Source organism: Streptomyces sp. NPDC045470 (assembly GCF_040646595.1).
In the GTDB taxonomy this organism is placed as follows: Bacteria; Actinomycetota; Actinomycetes; order Streptomycetales; family Streptomycetaceae; genus Streptomyces.
In genome coordinates this window covers 945,391-963,039 of sequence record NZ_JBEZAN010000001.1, presented here as the reverse complement: position 1 = coordinate 963,039, position 17,649 = coordinate 945,391, and the positions used below count along the sequence as shown (strand labels likewise).

General features: G+C 71.6%; 12 protein-coding genes. 7 read left to right on the top strand and 5 right to left on the bottom strand.

Annotation, left to right across the window (positions count from 1 at the left end; all coding sequences use genetic code 11):
* Positions 1–8 precede the first annotated feature (8 nt).
* Together AB0A97_RS04220 and AB0A97_RS04215 are read left to right on the top strand one after the other, a co-directional pair.
* Complete coding sequence (locus AB0A97_RS04220; protein ID WP_361144141.1) at positions 9–494, top strand: Rrf2 family transcriptional regulator; 486 nt, start codon at positions 9–11, stop codon at positions 492–494.
* 272 nt (positions 495–766) lie between these two features.
* Positions 767–1,561: an arylamine N-acetyltransferase gene (locus tag AB0A97_RS04215; RefSeq protein ID WP_361144138.1), complete on the top strand. Its 795-nt coding sequence runs from the start codon at positions 767–769 to the stop codon at positions 1,559–1,561.
* 66 nt (positions 1,562–1,627) lie between these two features.
* Here AB0A97_RS04215 and AB0A97_RS04210 read toward each other — a convergent pair whose 3' ends face one another.
* The gene (locus tag AB0A97_RS04210; RefSeq protein ID WP_030023012.1) at positions 1,628–1,873 is read right to left on the bottom strand and encodes a hypothetical protein; all 246 of its coding nucleotides are present in this window, start codon (positions 1,871–1,873) and stop codon (positions 1,628–1,630) included.
* Positions 1,874–2,060: 187 nt separating this feature from the next.
* Here AB0A97_RS04210 and holA point away from each other — a divergent pair, with 187 nt between their 5' ends.
* Positions 2,061–3,044: a DNA polymerase III subunit delta gene (gene holA / locus AB0A97_RS04205; protein WP_361144135.1), complete on the top strand. Its 984-nt coding sequence runs from the start codon at positions 2,061–2,063 to the stop codon at positions 3,042–3,044.
* A 34-nt stretch (positions 3,045–3,078) separates the two neighbouring features.
* Here holA and AB0A97_RS04200 read toward each other — a convergent pair whose 3' ends face one another.
* Both AB0A97_RS04200 and rpsT read right to left on the bottom strand, forming a co-directional pair.
* Entirely contained in the window at positions 3,079–3,702 is a 624-nt protein-coding gene (locus AB0A97_RS04200; RefSeq protein ID WP_361144132.1) for a hypothetical protein, read from the bottom strand.
* A gap of 671 nt (positions 3,703–4,373) precedes the next feature.
* Positions 4,374–4,640 carry a 30S ribosomal protein S20 gene (gene rpsT / locus AB0A97_RS04195; RefSeq protein WP_030023016.1) on the bottom strand — a complete coding sequence of 89 codons (267 nt, stop codon included), beginning with the start codon at positions 4,638–4,640 and terminating at the stop codon, positions 4,374–4,376.
* 191 nt (positions 4,641–4,831) lie between these two features.
* Between rpsT and lepA the strand changes: the two genes are divergently transcribed.
* From lepA to AB0A97_RS04180, 3 genes are all read left to right on the top strand, one after another.
* Entirely contained in the window at positions 4,832–6,700 is a 1,869-nt protein-coding gene (lepA, locus tag AB0A97_RS04190; RefSeq protein WP_361144128.1) for a translation elongation factor 4, read from the top strand.
* Positions 6,701–7,066: 366 nt separating this feature from the next.
* Positions 7,067–7,354, top strand: a complete 288-nt coding sequence (locus tag AB0A97_RS04185; protein WP_361144126.1) for a hypothetical protein — start codon at positions 7,067–7,069, stop codon at positions 7,352–7,354.
* A 508-nt stretch (positions 7,355–7,862) separates the two neighbouring features.
* Positions 7,863–9,752: a long-chain fatty acid--CoA ligase gene (locus AB0A97_RS04180; RefSeq protein ID WP_361144123.1), complete on the top strand. Its 1,890-nt coding sequence runs from the start codon at positions 7,863–7,865 to the stop codon at positions 9,750–9,752.
* Positions 9,753–9,913: 161 nt separating this feature from the next.
* Here the strand turns inward: AB0A97_RS04180 and AB0A97_RS04175 are convergent, their stop codons facing one another.
* Together AB0A97_RS04175 and AB0A97_RS04170 are read right to left on the bottom strand one after the other, a co-directional pair.
* A complete protein-coding gene (locus AB0A97_RS04175; RefSeq protein WP_361144120.1) occupies positions 9,914–10,510 on the bottom strand; it encodes a response regulator in 597 nt (198 codons plus the stop codon).
* Positions 10,507–14,637 (bottom strand): HAMP domain-containing protein, encoded by a 4,131-nt coding sequence (locus AB0A97_RS04170; protein WP_361144117.1) that lies wholly within the window; start codon positions 14,635–14,637, stop codon positions 10,507–10,509. Before AB0A97_RS04170 ends, AB0A97_RS04175 begins: the two co-directional genes overlap by 4 nt.
* Positions 14,638–15,548: 911 nt before the next feature.
* Between AB0A97_RS04170 and AB0A97_RS04165 the strand changes: the two genes are divergently transcribed.
* A complete protein-coding gene (locus tag AB0A97_RS04165) occupies positions 15,549–17,564 on the top strand; it encodes a SpoIIE family protein phosphatase (protein WP_361145261.1) in 2,016 nt (671 codons plus the stop codon).
* The last annotated feature ends 85 nt before the right edge of the window (positions 17,565–17,649 follow it).

The window sequence follows — 17,649 nt, the reverse complement described above, 5'->3', positions numbered from 1 at the left end:
CCAGAAATATGAGGATGAGCGAGGGCGTCGAATGGGCCCTGCACTGTTGTGTGACCCTGGCCTCGCTCGGCGACGCGCGTCCCGTGTCGACAGCCCGGCTCGCCGCCTCCTTCGATCTGCCCCAGGCGTATCTGAACAAGCGGCTCCAGGCCCTGGTCCGGGCCGGTGTCCTGACTTCGACCCCGGGCGCCCGCGGCGGCTTCCGGCTGGCCAGGCCGCCCGAGCAGATCTCCCTGATGGACGTCGTCGCCGCCATCGAGGGCACCGACGACGTCTTCCGGTGCACCGAGATCCGCCGCCAGGGCCCCGGTTCCGGAGCGCCCGACCGGGACTTCCGCCGCCCCTGCGGCATCTCCACCGCGATGCGCAGGGCCGAGCTGGCCTGGCGCCGCGAACTGGCCAAGCAGACCGTTGCCGACCTCCTGGCCGGCGTCCCTGGACCCGCCGCGGAGCGCACCCGCCGCTGGTTCGCGACCGAGAGGACGAGCACCTGATGGACTCCCCGCAGACCCGGTCCGCGTCCCAGCCCGTCCCGCCGAGACCGCCGACCTCCCAGCAGCCGACACCTCAGGAAGCGCCGACATCTCCGGGACCGCCGGCGTCCCCGACCTCGGCGGCCCCCGCGGCGTCGGCGCCGTCCCAGGCTCAGGAGGATTCCCCAGCATCGGCGTCATCTCCGGTCCCTGCGGAGCCCCCGACCCCTGCGCAATCCCCGCCCCCTGCGGACGGCGGGAAGGCGGCCGGTCGGCCCTCGGATGCCGAGCGGATGCGGGCCGAGCCGCTCGACCAGGCGCGTACCGATGCCTACCTGCGGCGAATCGGTGCCGACCGTCCGGCGGTGCCCGACACCGAGGCGCTGCACGACCTGCATCTGCGGCACCTGCGGACCGTCCCCTTCGAGAACCTTTCCGTCCACCTCGCCGAGGACGTGGCTCTGGAGTACAGGCCGCTGGTGGACAAGGTCGTCGGTGCCTCACGCGGCGGCTTCTGCTACGAACTCAACGGCGCCTTCGCCGCCCTGCTCCGCGCCCTCGGCTACCGCGTCGAACTGCTCGCCGCCCGGGTCTTCGGCCCGGAAGGCCCCGGCATCCCGTACGACCACCTCGCGCTGCGCGTCCACACCGCCGACGGACAGGGCGGACCGTGGCTCGCCGACATCGGCTTCGGCAGGAACAGCCAGTACCCGCTCCGTCTGGACAGCCGCGACCAACAGCCCGACCCCGCCGGACTGTTCCGCATCGAGGAGACCGCCGACGGCGACCTCGACGTCCTGCGGGACGGTGTGCCCCAGTACCGGCTGGAACAGCGGCCGCGTGCCCTGGCCGACTTCGCGGCGGGCTGCTGGTACCACCGCACCTCGCCGGACTCGCCCTTCACCCGGTCACTGGTCTGCTCCCGGCTGACGGAGACCGGCCGCGTCACCCTCTCCGGCCGTACGCTCGTGATCACCGACGCCGACGGCGGCCGGGACGAGCGCGAACTGTCCGAGGCCGAGGTGCTCCCCGCCTACCGCACCCACTTCGGCATCACGCTGGACCGGATACCGGAGCTGCGCGGCTGACGTGCGCCTGCCCCGGCTGCGGCACCTTACGGGCGGGCGCTGCGCGCCCGGCAGACGGCCGACGCGTCACTCGGCCTCCAGCCAGCCCTCGTACTCATCGGCCAGGGCGTCCAGCTTCGCCGGGTCGTGGACCCCGGTGGGATCTTCGACGACCACCAGCCACTGGGCGTCCTCGGCGTCGTCCTCGCCCGCCAGGGCGTCCCGGACGAGCTGGGGTTCCTCCGTGACGCCGAAGCGCTCGGCCAGCGCCTCGGCGACCTCCTCGGCGGAGTCGCGGTCGGGCAGCACCAGAACATGTCGTACATCGCTCACCCGGTCATTGTCCCGGTCGTCGTCCGGCGGCGCGGGCCGGGCACCACGCCGCCGCCAGTGATGCCACCGCCAGTGATGCCACCGCCAGTGACGCGGCTGCCAGTGACGCGGCTGCCAGTGGCGCCGCCGTCAGTGGCATCGCTGTCGGTGGCGTCGCTGTCAGTGGGGCGTGGGATGCTGGTGCGCGATGGCCAGGAAAGCAGCAAACGACGACCCGCTCGCCCCGCTCACGCTCGCCGTGGGCCAGGAGGACCTGCTCCTGGACCGCGCCGTGCAGCAGGTGGTGGCGGCGGCCCGCGCCGCCGACGCGGACACCGATGTGCGCGACCTCACCCCCGACCAGCTCCAGCCGGGCACGCTGGCCGAGCTGACCAGCCCGTCGCTGTTCGCCGAGCGCAAGGTCGTGGTGGTCCGCAATTCCCAGGACCTGTCCGCCGACTCGGTCAAGGACGTCAAGAAGTACCTCGGCTCCCCGGTCGAGGAGATCACCCTCGTGCTGCTGCACGCCGGCGGCGCCAAGGGCAAGGGCCTGCTGGACGCCGCCCGCAAGGCCGGTGCGCGGGAGGTCGCCTGCGCCAAGATGACCAAGCCCGCCGACCGCCTCGCCTTCGTGCGCGGTGAGTTCCGTACGGCGGGACGGTCCGCCACCCCGGAGGCGTGCCAGGCGCTGGTGGACGCGCTCGGCAGTGACCTGCGCGAACTGGCCTCGGCCTGTTCGCAGCTGGTCGCCGACATCGAGGGCACCATCGACGACGCCATCGTGGCCCGCTACTACCGCGGCCGCGCCGAGGCGTCCAGCTTCACCGTCGCGGACCGTGCCGTGGAGGGCCGGGCCGCCGAGGCGCTGGAGGCGCTGCGCTGGGCCATGTCGACGGGCGTCGCCCCCGTCATGATCACCAGCGCGCTCGCCCAGGGCGTCCGCGCCATCGGCAAGCTGGCCTCCGCCCCGCGTGGCGCCCGCCCAGGCGACCTCGCCCGCGAGCTGGGCATGCCTCCCTGGAAGATCGACCGGGTGCGGCAGCAGATGCGCGGCTGGTCGGCGGACGGCGTGGCGACGGCGCTGCGTGCGGTGGCCGACGCCGACGCCGGCGTCAAGGGCGGCGGTGACGACCCCGAGTACGCACTGGAGAAGGCCGTCGTCACCATCGCCCGCGCCGCCCGCTCCCGCTGACCGCCGGGGGAGCGGAAAGGGCCGGGGCCCGGCCTCAGCTCCGCAGTTTGCGGAGCGTCTCCGTCGCGCTCGCCTTGAGCATCCCGGTGACCTGCTCGGTCGTCGGTGGCTTCGCCGAGCTGCTGCGGGAGGTGTAGCTCGACCAGGTGAGCTGGTAGGTCGCCCAGCCGTCGCGGACCCCGAGGATCACGTACGAGCCGCTGCTGTCGTCGGACCGGCGGACGAGGTACGCCTCGTCACCGATGCCCGGCACCGGGGTGACCTGGTACGAGATCGAGCTGCGCTGGCTCCCGTACGCGCGGTAGCTGTCCGCGAACTCGGCCGCCGGGTCGGTCTTCTTGTGCAGGGTGGCGCTGCTGTAGACCCAGGTCGAGGAGTAGTCGTTGCCGTCCGCACCGGACGGCTTCAGCTCGGCGTTGCACCACATCGAGTCCAGCGCGCCCTGCTGGACACCGCTGTACTGCGGATTCTGCGCGCTGCTGCCGGAGGACCCCGACGACGAGGAGCCCCCGGCCGGTTTGATCTTGAAGTTCGCGCTCTCGAACGGCGTGAACGCGGTCCGGTCGCACAGGTCGGACGTGTACGAGTAGCCCGCCAGGTCGGGATCGGGCCGCGCGTCCCCGAAGGCACCGACGGCGAAGAGGATCGCCCCGCCCATCGCCGAAGCGGCGACCGCCCCGCCGAGCGCCCACAGCCAGTGCTGCGCCGTACCTCCGCCACCGGTACCGCCCGCGCCGGACCCGGGTCCAGCCCCAGGCCCAGGCCCAGGCCCCTGAGCGTAAGGATTGTGCTGCGGCACCCCGGGCGCGTACGGCCCCGGTCCTACTCCTGGCGCCGGTCCCGCTCCTGCCCCCGGCCCCGGCCCTGCCCCCGGCTGGTGCGGCAGGGGCGGTGGCTGGGAGGGAGCGGACGGCTGTGGCTGCGCGTAGGGATGGTGCTGGTCCCCCGGAATCGACATGCGCGGCAGCGTAGCGGACCCGAACCGGCCACATGGCCGTAAGCGTGACCTGAGCCATACCGCCCCCGCCCCCGCCCCACACCAGCCCGCACCCGCGCCACACCGGCCCCGCACCCGCCCCGCCCCCGTCCCACAGCCACCTCGCGCCCGCCCCCATGCCCAAGCGCCCCCACCCCCGCCCCCCCCACGACAACGACAAAAGACCCCGCGCCACCCTGGGAAAGGGCGACCGCGAGGTCCTTCGTCTCAAGCTGTGTGTGCGCCGCACCCGCGTGGCGAACGCAGGCCGTGTGCGGCGCGGTGGTGCACCGGAAGGAGCGGAGAGAGGGGCCGCTGGGCCCTTACCGGCAGTGGTGAAGCGTCAGAACAGGTCAGGCCTTGAGGGCCGCGACCTTCTTGGCCAGCGCCGACTTCTTGTTGGCGGCGGCGTTCTTGTGGATGACACCCTTGCTGACGGCCTTGTCCAGCTTCTTGGCGGCCTCGGCCTGGGCGGTGGCGGCCTTCTGCAGGTCACCGGCCTCCACGGCCTCACGGGTGCGACGGATCGCGGTACGCAGCGAGGACTTGACAGCCTTGTTGCGCTGACGAGCCTTCTCGTTGGTCTTGATCCGCTTCATCTGGGACTTGATGTTCGCCACGAAAGAGCCTTTTCAGGTTCGTTGGAATTTCGAGTTGCGCCTCGTACGAGAGAGGGCACAAAGCGCAGTGGACCAGGCTACCAGCAGCCTCCTCGGCCTCCCAAACCGGACCAGGACCGCCGCGCATGGGACCATGGGGGGACGAAAAACAACCGAGTCCCGCCTACCCGCGTTCTCTGAATGGACCCTGCGTGCCCGCGACCCCTACGAACGTGCCGGAGCCGAGCCGTACCGCCCCGGCTCTCATCCGTAACTTTTGCATCATCGCGCACATCGACCACGGCAAGTCCACGCTTGCCGACCGGATGCTCCAGCTGACCGGCGTCGTCGAGCAGCGGCAGATGCGCGCGCAGTACCTCGACCGCATGGACATCGAGCGCGAGCGCGGCATCACGATCAAGTCCCAGGCGGTCCGGCTGCCCTGGGCCCGCAGCGACGAGGACAGTGGCGCGACCCACATCCTCAACATGATCGACACCCCGGGCCACGTGGACTTCACGTACGAGGTCTCGCGCTCCCTCGCCGCGTGCGAGGGCTGCATCCTCCTCGTGGACGCCGCCCAGGGCATCGAGGCGCAGACCCTCGCCAACCTGTACCTGGCGATGGAGCACGACCTCCAGATCATTCCGGTGCTGAACAAGATCGACCTGCCGGCCGCGCAGCCCGAGAAGTTCGCCAAGGAGCTGGCCAACCTCGTCGGCTGCGAGCCCGAGGACGTGCTGAAGGTCTCCGCGAAGACCGGTGAGGGCGTCGCCGAGCTGCTCGACAAGGTCGTCCGCGACGTGCCGGCCCCGGTCGGCGTCAAGGACGCGCCCGCCCGCGCGATGATCTTCGACTCGGTCTACGACGCGTACCGCGGCGTCGTGACGTACGTGAAGGTCGTCGACGGCACGCTCGGCAAGCGCGAGCGGATCCGGATGATGTCCACCGGCGCAGCCCACGAGCTGCTGGAGATCGGCACGAACTCGCCCGAGATGAAGGCCGCCGACGGCCTGTCCGTGGGCGAGGTCGGCTACCTGATCACCGGCGTGAAGGACGTCCGCCAGTCCAAGGTCGGCGACACCATCACCCAGCTCAGCAAGGGAGCCGACCAGCCGCTGGGCGGCTACAAGGACCCGAAGCCGATGGTCTTCTCCGGCCTGTACCCGCTCGACGGCTCCGACTACCCGGAGCTGCGCGACGCCCTGGACAAGCTCCAGCTCAACGACGCCGCGCTGGTCTACGAGCCGGAGACCTCCGCGGCCCTCGGCTTCGGCTTCCGCGTCGGCTTCCTGGGCCTGCTGCACCTGGAGGTCATCCGCGAGCGCCTGGAGCGCGAGTTCGGCCTCGACCTGATCGCCACCGCCCCCAACGTGGTCTACCGCGTGGACATGGAGGACGGCGCCGAGCACGAGGTCACCAACCCCAGCGAGTTCCCGACCGGCAAGATCGACAAGGTCCACGAGCCGGTCGTACGGGCCACGATCCTGGCGCCCAGCGAGTTCATCGGCGCGATCATGGAGCTGTGCCAGACCCGGCGCGGCAACCTGCTCGGCATGGACTACCTCTCCGAGGACCGGGTCGAGATCCGCTACACCCTCCCGCTCGCCGAGGTCGTCTTCGACTTCTTCGACCAGCTCAAGTCCAAGACCCGCGGTTACGCCTCGCTGGACTACGAGCCCACCGGCGAGCAGGCCGCCGACCTGGTCAAGGTCGACATCCTGCTGCACGGCGACAAGGTCGACGCGTTCTCCGCGATCTGCCACAAGGACAAGGCGTACGCGTACGGCGTGCGGCTGGTCGCCAAGCTGCGCGAGCTGATCCCGCGGCAGAGCTTCGAGGTGCCGATCCAGGCCGCCATCGGCAGCCGGGTCATCGCCCGTGAGACGGTCCGCGCCATCCGCAAGGACGTGCTCGCCAAGTGCTACGGCGGTGACATCTCCCGTAAGCGGAAGCTGCTGGAGAAGCAGAAGGAAGGCAAGAAGCGGATGAAGATGGTCGGCAGCGTGGAGGTCCCGCAGGAGGCCTTCATCGCCGTGCTGTCCTCCGACTCCGACGGCGACTCCAAGGGCAAGAAGTAGCCGCGTAGGCGGGCGGTCCGGGCCTGTGGGCCGGCCGCCCGCCGCCCGCGCGTCCAGCCTCCGCCGCCCGCGCGTCCAGCCTCCGCCGCCCGCGCGTCCAGCCTCCGCCGCCCGCGCGTCCAGCCTCCGCCGCCCGCGCGTCCAGCCCCCGGCCGATCCCGGCCGGGGGCTGAGTGCTGTCACGGAACGGGCGTCCGGTCCGTACGGCATCCGGGCGGTCGGCGGGGAAATCGGCGGCCAGGCGGTTTCCGGGACGCGCCGGACACCGTTGTCGTGGGTGGCAGCGGAGTTCCGGGCGGCCCAGGGGCGTCCGGGCGGCATGAGTGCCGTGCCGCCGAGAGGAGGCCGCGCCGGAAAGGGATGGGTATGAAGTACACCAAGGCCGCCGTGCTGCTGGCCGGGGCCGCGCTGTCCGTGGGCGTCGCCGCGCCCGCCTTCGCCGACCAGACGGGGGCGGACAAGTTCAAGAGCGGCGTCAGCGGGACGGTCGGCGGTGCGCAGAAGGCCGTCACCTCCCTCGGCGACGGGCTGAAGAAGGTCAACGGCACGCTGCGGGGCGACGAGAAGGTCGGCCACATGGTCGGCGACTCGGCCGCCTCGAACGCGCCCAGCGCCGACGGCATCGGCCTCCAGGCCGCTTCGCTCGGCCGCTGACCGGCCGTCCGCCGCCTGCCCGTGCGCCCGCGTCCGCGCTTCCGGAGTTCGTACCTCCGGACTCCGCACCTCGGGGCCGGCCCGCCCGGCGCGCGGGCGGCGGCGCACCTCCAGATCACACGATCGGCTGAAGCCGTACCCCACGAACGGCGTACGCCAGGTCCGTAACCGGTGTGCGGGATGAACCCGATGACCTCGCTCACACGGCAGCCCGCCTCCCGCCCGTACCGGTGGGCACCCCCGCCCGTACCGGTCGGCCCCACCGTCCGTGCCTGGGATGGCGGGCATCGGCGCTGGTCAGGGCAGCGTGCATCCGCTCCGGCAGCCCACCGGAGTCCCACCCCGCACCCGGTCAGGGCGAAACGTGTACGGGGCATCCACCGTGCTGGTCCCCTCCTGAACCAGTCCGCCGCAGCCCCTTACGCCATGGCGCGACGCACTCTAGTCTGATCACTGCTCGAAGGTTACTCGCGAGTCACCAGCAACGTAGCGGGCCCCGGAGGATGCCGTGACGGACACCCAGACGCTGATCGAGAACCGGCCACCTTCCGTGGCGACCCTCTTCCTGGAGCGTGTCGCGGCAACCCCCGACCACGAGGCGTACCGCTATCCGGTGCCGTCCGCCGCGGGCCGGGGGCCCGACGACTGGAAGGTGCTGAGCTGGGCCGAGGCCGCCCGGCGGGTGTACGCGGTGGCCGCGGGCCTGATCTCGCTGGGCGTCAGGGCCGAGGAGCGGGTGGCGCTCGCCGCCAGTACCCGCGTCGAGTGGATCCTCACCGACCTCGGCGTGCTGTGTTCCGGCGCGGCCACCACCACCGTCTACCCCAGCACCAACGCGGACGAGACGGCGTACATCCTCGCCGACTCCGGCAGCCGCGTACTGATCGCCGAGGACGCGGGGCAGCTCGCCAAGGCCCGCGAGAAGCGCGCCGACCTGCCGGAACTGGCCCATGTCGTGGTGATCGAGGAAGCCGACGCGCAGCCCGCCGAGGGCGACCCGGAGGACTGGGTGCTCTCCCTCGCCGAACTGGAGCGGCGCGGCACCGCCCACCTGGAGAAGAACCCGGACTGCGTACGGGAGCAGATCGCGGCGTTGCGCGCCGACCAGCTCGCGACCCTGATCTACACCTCGGGCACCACCGGCCGGCCCAAGGGCGTACGGCTGCCGCACGACTGCTGGTCGTACATGGCGCGGGCGATCCAGGCCACGGGCCTGGTCACCGAGGACGACGTGCAGTACCTCTGGCTGCCGCTGGCGCACGTCTTCGGGAAGGTGCTGACCGCGGGGCAGATCTCCGTCGGGCATGTGATCGCGGTGGACGGCCGGGTCGACAAGATCATCGAAAATCTGCCGGTGGTGCAGCCCACCTACATGGCGGCCGTACCGCGGATCTTCGAGAAGGTCTACAACGGCGTGGTGACCAAGGCCCGGGAGGGCGGCGCCGCCAAGTACAAGATCTTCCAGTGGGCGGCGGGCGTGGCACGGGAGTACGCCAAGGCCTCCCAGGAGAACTTCCGCCGCACCGGCAACGCCTCCGTCCCCTTCGCCCTCGGCGCCAAGCACAAGATCGCCGACGCGCTCGTCTACGCCAAGCTGCGTGATGCCTTCGGCGGCCGGCTGCGCGCCGCGATTTCCGGTTCCGCGGCCCTCGCCCCCGAGATCGGCTACTTCTTCGCCGGCGCCGGTATCCACATCCTGGAGGGGTACGGACTCACCGAGACCAGCGCGGCCAGCTTCGTGAACCCCGGCGAGGCGTACCGCACCGGCACGGTCGGCAAGCCGCTGCCCGGCACGGAGGTGCGGATCGCCGAGGACGGCGAGGTGCTGCTGCGCGGGCCCGGCATCATGGCGGGCTACCACGGACTGCCGGAGAAGACGGCCGAGGTGCTGGAGTCGGACGGCTGGTTCCACACCGGCGACATCGGCGAGCTGTCCCCGGACGGCTATCTGCGGATCACCGACCGCAAGAAGGACCTGATCAAGACCTCCGGCGGCAAGTACATCGCGCCGGCCGAGGTCGAGGGGCAGTTCAAGGCGGTCTGCCCGTTCGTCTCCAATGTGCTGGTGCACGGCGCCAACCGGAACTTCTGCACCGCGCTGATCGCCCTCGACGAGCCGACGATCATGGGCTGGGCCGCCGAGCACGGCCTCAAGGGGAAGTCGTACGCCGAGGTCGTGGGCGCGGCGCGGACCCGCGAACTGATCGAGGGGTACGTGGAGCGGGTCAACGAGGGGCTCCAGCGTTGGCAGCAGATCCGCAAGTTCCGGCTGCTGCCGCGGGACCTGGACATCGAGCACGGCGAGGTGACCCCCAGCCTCAAGATCAAGCGGCCGGTGGTGGAACGGGCCTTCAAGGACCTGCTGGAAGAGATGTACGAGGGCGCCCGCGAGGCGTGACGGCTGCGCCAGAAGGGGCTGCTGTGCCTCGTGGGGTGTAGCGGCTTGTGCCCCCGACGGCGGCGGCCGCGCCGACTCCGGGCGGTACGGGCACCGGTGCCCGCCGATGCCCGTACCGCCCGGAGCCCGTACGGGTCCCGAACCCCGCCCCCCCCGGGCCGCTACCGCCCCCGCCGCAGCGCCCGTACCGATTCGCCCATGCGGGCCACGCTCTCGGTCAGATCGCGTACACCGGGGTCGGAACTGCCGGAAAGGCGTCGCTCGATCTCGGAGATTCGGTCCGCCAACTCGCCCATCCGGGCGTGGTCCTGCTTTATGAGTCGTCGCAACTGCCGGTTCTTGCGGTGCAGGTCGAGAAAGACGTTCACCTTGGCGCGGAGCACCCATGGATCGAAGGGCTTGGTGAGGTAGTCGGCGGCGCCCGTCGAATACCCGCGGAAGGCGAATCCGGAGTCGCTGTCCGTCCCGGTCAGGAAGATGATCGGAATGTCCTTCGTCTGGTCGAGACGCTTGATGTTGGAGGCGGTCTCGAATCCGTCCATGCCGGGCATGAGAATGTCCAGCAGGACGACCGCGAATTCCTGCCGGAGCAGTGCCTTCATGGCTTCCTCGCCGGACCGGGCCCGGACCAGCGGCTCGCCGAGCGAGCCCAGGACCGCTTCGAGCGCGGCGAGGTTGTCCTCCATGTCGTCGACGAGAAGGATGCCCGCCCGGTCGTCGGTTCCGGCGCCGGCGCCGGTGTCGGGTGCATGGGTCATGATGGGCCTTCGGTGCCTTGGGACCTCGGAAAGGTCGCGTCGGGGTCGTGCTTGCCTGATTCACCGCCCGGGGCCGGGGTGCCGGAGGCGTGCCGGGACAGGAGATCGACGGTCACTGCCAGCAGGCGGTCCACGTCGACGGGTTTGGGGACGTATTCGTTGGCTCCGCTCTCCAGGGATTTCTCGCGGTCGCCGGGCATCGCTTTCGCGGTGAGCACGATGACGGGCAGATCCGCGAAGCGTGGCGTACGCCGGATCGCGCGAATGGTTTCGTAACCGTCCATCTCCGGCATCATGATGTCCATCAGGACCAGGTTGACACCGGGATTCTTCTCCAGCATCTCGATGCCCTCCCGGCCGTGTTCGGCATAGAGGACCCGCATGCCGACCCGGCTCAGCACATTGGTGAGGGCGAAGACATTGCGGATGTCGTCGTCGACGACCAGGACCTGGCAGCCGGACAGCAACGTGCCCGAGGGCCCGCTCACCCAGTCCTCCAGCCGCGTGGTGGTCGGCCACGGCGCCTCGTCGCGCGGGGCGGGCGGCCCCGAGCGCGGGTGGTGCCGCGGCGTCTTCCCCAGTTGCAGCGCCCCGTCCGCGCGCTGTTCACCGCCGTCCAGACTGTCCAGCGGCTCGGCGTAGCCGGGGCAGTCGATGGGCACGTGCAGGGTGAAGACGCTGCCGACGCCGGGGCGGCTGCTCGCGGTGATCCGGCCGCCGAGCAGCCCCGCGATCTCGCGGCTGATCGACAGTCCCAGGCCCGTACCGCCGTACTTGCGGTTGGTGGTGCCGTCCGCCTGCTGGAACGCCTCGAAGATGACCGGCAGCTTCTCCGGCGCGATACCGATGCCGGTGTCCGTGACGGTGAAGGCGATCGTGCCGTCCCCGGAGCGGTTCACCCGCAGGTCGATCTTGCCGGCGGCGGTGAACTTCACCGCGTTGGAGAGCAGGTTGCGCAGCACCTGCTGGAGGCGCTGTTCGTCGGAGAACAGCTCCTTGGGCACGTTCTCGCTCACCGACACCTCGAAGGCCAGCCCCCGGTCGAGGGTCATCGGCCGGAACGTGTCGTGGACGTAGTTGAGCAGTTTGATCAGCGGCAGCCGCTTGGGCCGTACGTCCATCCGGCCCGCCTCGATCTTCGACAGATCGAGGATGTCGTTGATGAGCTGGAGCAGGTCGGACCCGGACCGGTGGATCGTGATCGCGAACTGCACCTCCTGCTCGTTCAGGTGCCCGTCCGGATTGTCGGCGAGCAGCCGGGCGAGGATGAGCAGCGAGTTCAGCGGGTTGCGCAGCTCGTGCGACATGTTCGCCAGGAACTCGGACTTGTACTGGGACGAGCTGGCCAGCAGCGCCGCCTTCTCCTCCAGCTCCTCGTTCGACCGCTGGAGTTCCGCCTGCCGTCGCTGGAGCTCGTCGGTGCGTTCCTGGAGCTGGCGGGCCAGCCGCTGCGACTCGCCGAGCAGGGATTCCGTCCGGGAGTTGGCGACGATGGTGTTGATGGCGACGCCGATGGTGTTCACGAACTGGTCGAAGAAGGCCAGGTGCACGTCGGAGAAGCGGGAGAAGGACGCCAGCTCGATGACGCCCAGCGTCTGGTCCTCGAACAGCACCGGGATGATGACGACGGTCGCCGGGTTGGCCTCGCCCAGCCCTGAATTGATCTTGATGTAGTCCGGCGGGGCGTCCTCCACCAGGATGCGCTTCTTCTCCAGGGCCGCCTGGCGCACCAGGCCGTGGTCCATGGAGCCCGGCGTGTCGATCGTGGTGTCCAGGGACGAGCCGTACCCGGCGATGAAGGCCATCTGGAGGTCGTCGCGGTCGGTGTCGGCCAGGAAGAAGGCTCCGTACTGGGCGTTCACCAGCGGCGTCAGCTCCCGCAGGATCAGGTCGGCTACCTCCATCAGGTCCCGGTGGCCCTGCATCAGCCCCGCCAGCCGCGCGAGGTTCGACTCCAGCCAGTCCTTGGCGCGGGTGGTCTCCCGGAGGTTGGAGACCATCAGGTTGATGTTGTCGCGCAGCTCCGCGACCTCGCCCTGGGTCTCCACGGTCACGTTACGGGTCATGTCGCCGGCCGCCACCGCCGAGGCCACCTCGGCGATGGCCCGGACCTGGGTGGTGAGGTTCGACGCCAGCTCGTTGACGTTCGTCGTCAGCCGTTTCCAGGTGCCGTACACCCCTTCGACCCGGGCCTGCCCGCCCAGCTGCCCTTCGCTGCCCACCTCGCGGGCGACCCGGGTGACTTCGGACGCGAACGACGACAGGGTGTCGACCATCGTGTTGAGCGTGGTCTTCAGCTCCAGGATCTCGCCGCGCGCGTCCACGTCGATCTTCTTCGACAGGTCGCCCTGGGCGACCGCGGTGGCCACCAGCGCGATGTTGCGCACCTGCGTGGTCAGGTTGGACGCCATGAAGTTGACGTTGTCCGTCAGGTCCTTCCAGACCCCGGACGCGCCCCGGACCTGCGCCCGGCCGCCCAGATTGCCTTCCGTGCCGACCTCGCGCGCCACCCGCGTGACCTCGTCGGCGAACGCCCGCAACTGCTCCACCATCGAGTTGACGGTGTCCTTCAGCTCCAGGATCTCGCCGCGCGCGTCGACCGTGATCTTCTTCGACAGGTCGCCGTCGGCCACCGCCGTGGTCACCTGCGCGATGTTGCGCACCTGGGAGGTCAGGTTGGACGCCATGAAGTTGACGTTGTCCGTCAAATCCTTCCAGACACCCGAGGCGCCGCGCACCTGCGCCTGGCCGCCGAGGTTGCCTTCCGTGCCGACTTCGCGGGCGACGCGGGTGACCTCGTCGGCGAAGGCGGAGAGCTGGTCGACCATCGTGTTGATCGTCGACTTCACCTCCAGGATCTCGCCCTTCGCCTCGACCGTGATCTTGCGGCCCAGGTCGCCCTCCGCGACCGCCGTCGCCACCAGGGCGATGTTGCGCACCTGGGAGGTGAGATTGTCGGCCATGAAGTTGACGTTGTCGGTGAGGTCCTTCCAGACGCCCGACACGCCGCGTACGTGCGCCCGGCCGCCGAGCCGCCCTTCGGTGCCGACTTCGCGGGCGACGCGGGTGACCTCGTCGGCGAAGGCGGAGAGCTGGTCGACCATCGTGTTGACGGTCAACTTGAGCTGGAGGATCTCGCCGCGCGCGTCCACGGTGATCTTCTGACTGAGGTCACCGTTGGCCACCGCCGTGGTCACCTGGGCGATGTTGCGCACCTGGCTGGTCAGGTTGGACGCCATGAAGTTGACGTTGTCGGTGAGGTCCTTCCAGACGCCCGACACGCCCCGCACCTGGGCCCGGCCGCCGAGCTGTCCCTCGGTGCCGACTTCGCGGGCGACGCGGGTGACCTCGTCGGCGAAGGCGGAGAGCTGGTCGACCATCGTGTTGACGGTCAGTTTCAGCTCCAGCAGCTCGCCCGCCGCCTCGACCGTCACCTGCCGGGTCAGGTCGCCGCGGGCCACCGCCGTCGTCACCAGCGCGATGTCCCGCACCTGGGCGGTCAGCCTGGCCGCCATCGTGTTGACCGCCTCGGTCACGTCCCGCCAGCTCCCGGACAGCCCGGCCACCTTGGCGCGCCCGCCGAGCCGGCCCTCCGTACCGGACTCGCGGGCCACCCGGGTCACCTCGCCGGTGAACAGCGACAACTGGTCGACCATGCGGTTCACCGCCCGGCCCAGCCGCCGGCGGTCGCCGCGCAGCGGGCGGTTGCCGTCGTGCAGGTCCACCCGCAGGGTCAGGTCGCCGCCCGCCACCGCGTCCAGCACCTGGGTGGCCTGGGTGGTCGGGATGACCAGGGCGTCGATGATGGCGTTGGCGGCCTGTACGGAGGTGGCCCAGGTGCCGGGACCCGGGCTGGCGGACATCCGTTCGTCCAGCCGGCCCTGGCGCACGACCTCCGACCGCAGGCGTAACAACTCGTCGGACAGGTGCTGGTTGCGGGAAGCTATCTGGTTGAAGACCGCGGACAGTTCGGCCAGCAGCCCCTCCTGGGCCACCGGCAGTCGCGTACGGAAATCTCCGGCCGCCATCGACGTCAGAGCGGTCAGCAGCGGTCTGAGATCGGCGGCGCGCACGACGTCACCGCCCGTATCGAGGGACACTCGGGGCACTGCCGAATCGACCGCCATGTCTCCCCACTTCAGTAACTCGGTGCTTATGGGTGCGCTCAGTCTGTCACTCTGGGAGTGGCGTATTCGGCGCTATTGCGGAACTGCTCGGGAGTTGCTCAATGAGGACGACAACTTCGTCAGACAGGGACGCCCCGGACCGGGGCGCCGCGGTGGTCCGGGCGGCGTTCCGCCCCGGCCGCGGCGGTCCCGGCGGGGCGGCGGCTCCCGGAAGCACCCCTGCCGGGGCTCCCCCGGAGGAGGCGTCCCGTACGGGCCCGCAGGCCGGGGCCTGGGGCCCGCAGGCCGTGGACACGGGCCCGGCGGCGGAGGGCGCGGGGCCGTCGGCGCAAGACTCGGGGCCGTCCGCGCAGGGCGCGGGGCCGTCGGGTGAGGGCGGGGCGGTTTTCGGCGGGCCGCACGGGGAGTTCACCGACGCACGTTCCGAAGGAGGCAGGCCGGTGGATTCCCGCACGGAGGCGGACACGGACCCAGCCATGGAGACGGTCGGCGCGACGGGTGCGGCGGTCGTGGGGGAGGGGGCGACGGAGGCGACGGATCCGGCCACCGGGGCGAGGGAGGCCGAGGTGACGGATTCGGCCATGGGGCCGGGTGCGGGCGAGGGGGCCGGTGCGCGGGAGGGGGCCGGCGAGTCGTGTGGGGCGCCGGAGATGCTGGGGGCTCCGGAGACGCCGGACATGACGGGAACGCCAGGGACTCCGGAGATGACGGAGACACCTGCCGCTCCCGCCGCAGCCGTATCCGTCGAAACCGATCCTGCGGAAGCCGTATCTGCCGAGGTCGCCCCTGCCGAAGGCACCCCTGCCGAAGTCGCCCGCATGGAGGCCCCCGCCGCCCCGCCCTCCAGACCGGCTTCCGGTTGCGGCGCCGGGCCCGCCACCGACGGGCGGGACAGTGTCCGCCGGTCGAGTCTGCCCGGCAATCCGCGTGCGGCCGCGGCGGCGCGCCAGTTCGTGCGGGCCGTCCTGGCCGACTGGGTGACCCGGTCGCTGCCCGGCGCGGACGCCATCGGTGACCGCCTCGCCGACGAGGCGGTCCTGCTGGTCAGCGAGCTGGTCACGAACGTCGTGGTGCACGCGGGCACCACCGTGGAACTGCTGTGCCGCCTGGAAACGGACCTGGACACGGGCACGGCAGCGGATACGGAGGCAGGCGCGATCGCGGGCACGGGCACGGGCGCGGGCGCCGGCGCGGCCACGGACGCAGCCCCGGCCCCGAACCCGGCCCCGAACCCGGCCCCGAACTCGAAACCCAACCCGGCCCCGAACCCGGACAACCCCCGCACCGTGGTCGTCATCGAGGTCTCCGACCACCACCCCGCCCGCGCCGTACGGGCGCGCCAGTCGGCCTCCGAGAACGAGAGCCGGGGCCACGGCCTGCAACTGGTCGGCGCCGTCGCCGAGTCCTGGGGCATCACGTACCGGCGCGACCTGAAGACCGTGTGGTTCCGGCTCCCGGCCGGCCCGCGGCACCGCGCTTACGGGTCGCCGGCCCGGTTCTCCCACCACGACCTGGAACTGCAGCGCGGCCTGCGCGCCGCCGAACTGCTCGCCCCCACGCCCGCCCGCCGCTCCCCGGCGCGGCGGACCGACGCGGACTGGATCAACCACGGCGCCCTGTCCTTCCTCGCGGAGGCGTCCGACCTGCTGTCCGGGCAGCTCGACGAGGAACAGGTGGCGCTCCTCGCCGCCCAGTTGGTCGTACCGCGCCTCGCCGACTGGTGCGCGGTCTGGCTGCACGGCGGCGGACGGGAGGGCACGGGCGAGGCCCCGCGGCTCGCCCGCGTCTGGCATTCCAGCGAGAGCCGCATCGACGCCCTGCGCATGGCTCTGGAGAAGGACCCGCCGGTGATGCCGGTCCCCGGCCCGCAGCGGGACGGCGCCGGGGCCGCCGTGCCGTGGCCCTGGCCGCAGGAGCCGAGCGGGTACGGGCCCGGTGGCGCCGCACTGGCCTGCCGCCTGGTGGCCGGCGGCCGCGACCACGGCACGCTGCTGATCGGGCGGGCCGGGCTGATGCGCTTCCCCGACGAGGTCGTGGGCCTCATAGAGGACCTGACCCGCCGGGTCGCGCGGGCCCTGGCCACGGCCCGCGCGTACCGGAACCAGGAACGGATCAGCCAGGTGCTCCAGCGCCGTCTGCTCCCCAGGGGCCGGCCCGCCGTCCCCGGTCTGGAGTCCTCCGTGGTGTACGAGCCGCGGGAGGGCGCCTGGGCCGGCGGCGACTTCTGGGACCTGTTCCACGCCGGGAACGGACGCTGGTGCTTCGCCCTCGGCGACGTGTGCGGCAACGGCCCGGAAGCCGCGGCGGTCACCGGTCTCGCCCGCCCCGTCCTGCGGCTGCTGGCCCGCGACGGGTTCGGCGTCGGGGAGGTGCTGGACCGGCTCAACAAGACCATGGCGCGCGAGGCCGCGGACTCGGTGGCGGCCGTCACGGCGGCGGTCGCCGCCGCGGGCAGCGGGCTGGACCCCTCCGTCGAACTGCGCGCCGAGGGCGAGCAGACCCGCTTCCTCTCCCTCCTGTACGGCGAGATCGAGCCGCACGCCGACGGCACGCCGGGCGCCCGGTGCACCCTGGCCAGCGCCGGGCACCCGTTGCCGCTGGTCCTCGGCACGGACGGCGCGGTACGGATCGCCGCCGCGCCGCAGATGCTGGTCGGAGTGGTGGAGGACACGTCGTACGAGTCCGAGTCCTTCGAGCTGGCCCCCGGCGAGACGCTGCTGTGCGTCACGGACGGGGTGACGGAGCGGCGCTCGGGCCACCGCCAGTTCGACGACGATGACGGCCTGGCCCACCACTTCGCCGCCTGCGCCGGCCTGGGGGCCACCGCGGTCGCCGAACACATCCGGCGGGCGGTGCACGCGTTCGCGGACACGCCGCCGGACGACGACCTGGCGCTGCTGGTGCTCCAGGCGACCGGGCAGCGGTAGCGGGCAGGGCGGGACGCGGCGGGACGGGACGGACGGAGGCGGCCGGGCGGCCCCCTGCACCGGTCGCCCGCCACGGCCTCGCACC

Coding starts and splice junctions, on each gene's coding strand:
- AB0A97_RS04220 (WP_361144141.1), top strand. CDS start 9: ATGAGGATGAGCGAGGGCGTCGAATGGGCCCTGCACTGTTGTGTGACC.
- AB0A97_RS04215 (WP_361144138.1), top strand. CDS start 767: ATGCGGGCCGAGCCGCTCGACCAGGCGCGTACCGATGCCTACCTGCGG.
- holA (WP_361144135.1), top strand. CDS start 2,061: ATGGCCAGGAAAGCAGCAAACGACGACCCGCTCGCCCCGCTCACGCTC.
- AB0A97_RS04200 (WP_361144132.1), bottom strand. CDS start 3,702: ATGGGCGGGGCGATCCTCTTCGCCGTCGGTGCCTTCGGGGACGCGCGG.
- AB0A97_RS04185 (WP_361144126.1), top strand. CDS start 7,067: ATGAAGTACACCAAGGCCGCCGTGCTGCTGGCCGGGGCCGCGCTGTCC.
- AB0A97_RS04175 (WP_361144120.1), bottom strand. CDS start 10,510: ATGACCCATGCACCCGACACCGGCGCCGGCGCCGGAACCGACGACCGG.
- AB0A97_RS04170 (WP_361144117.1), bottom strand. CDS start 14,637: ATGGCGGTCGATTCGGCAGTGCCCCGAGTGTCCCTCGATACGGGCGGT.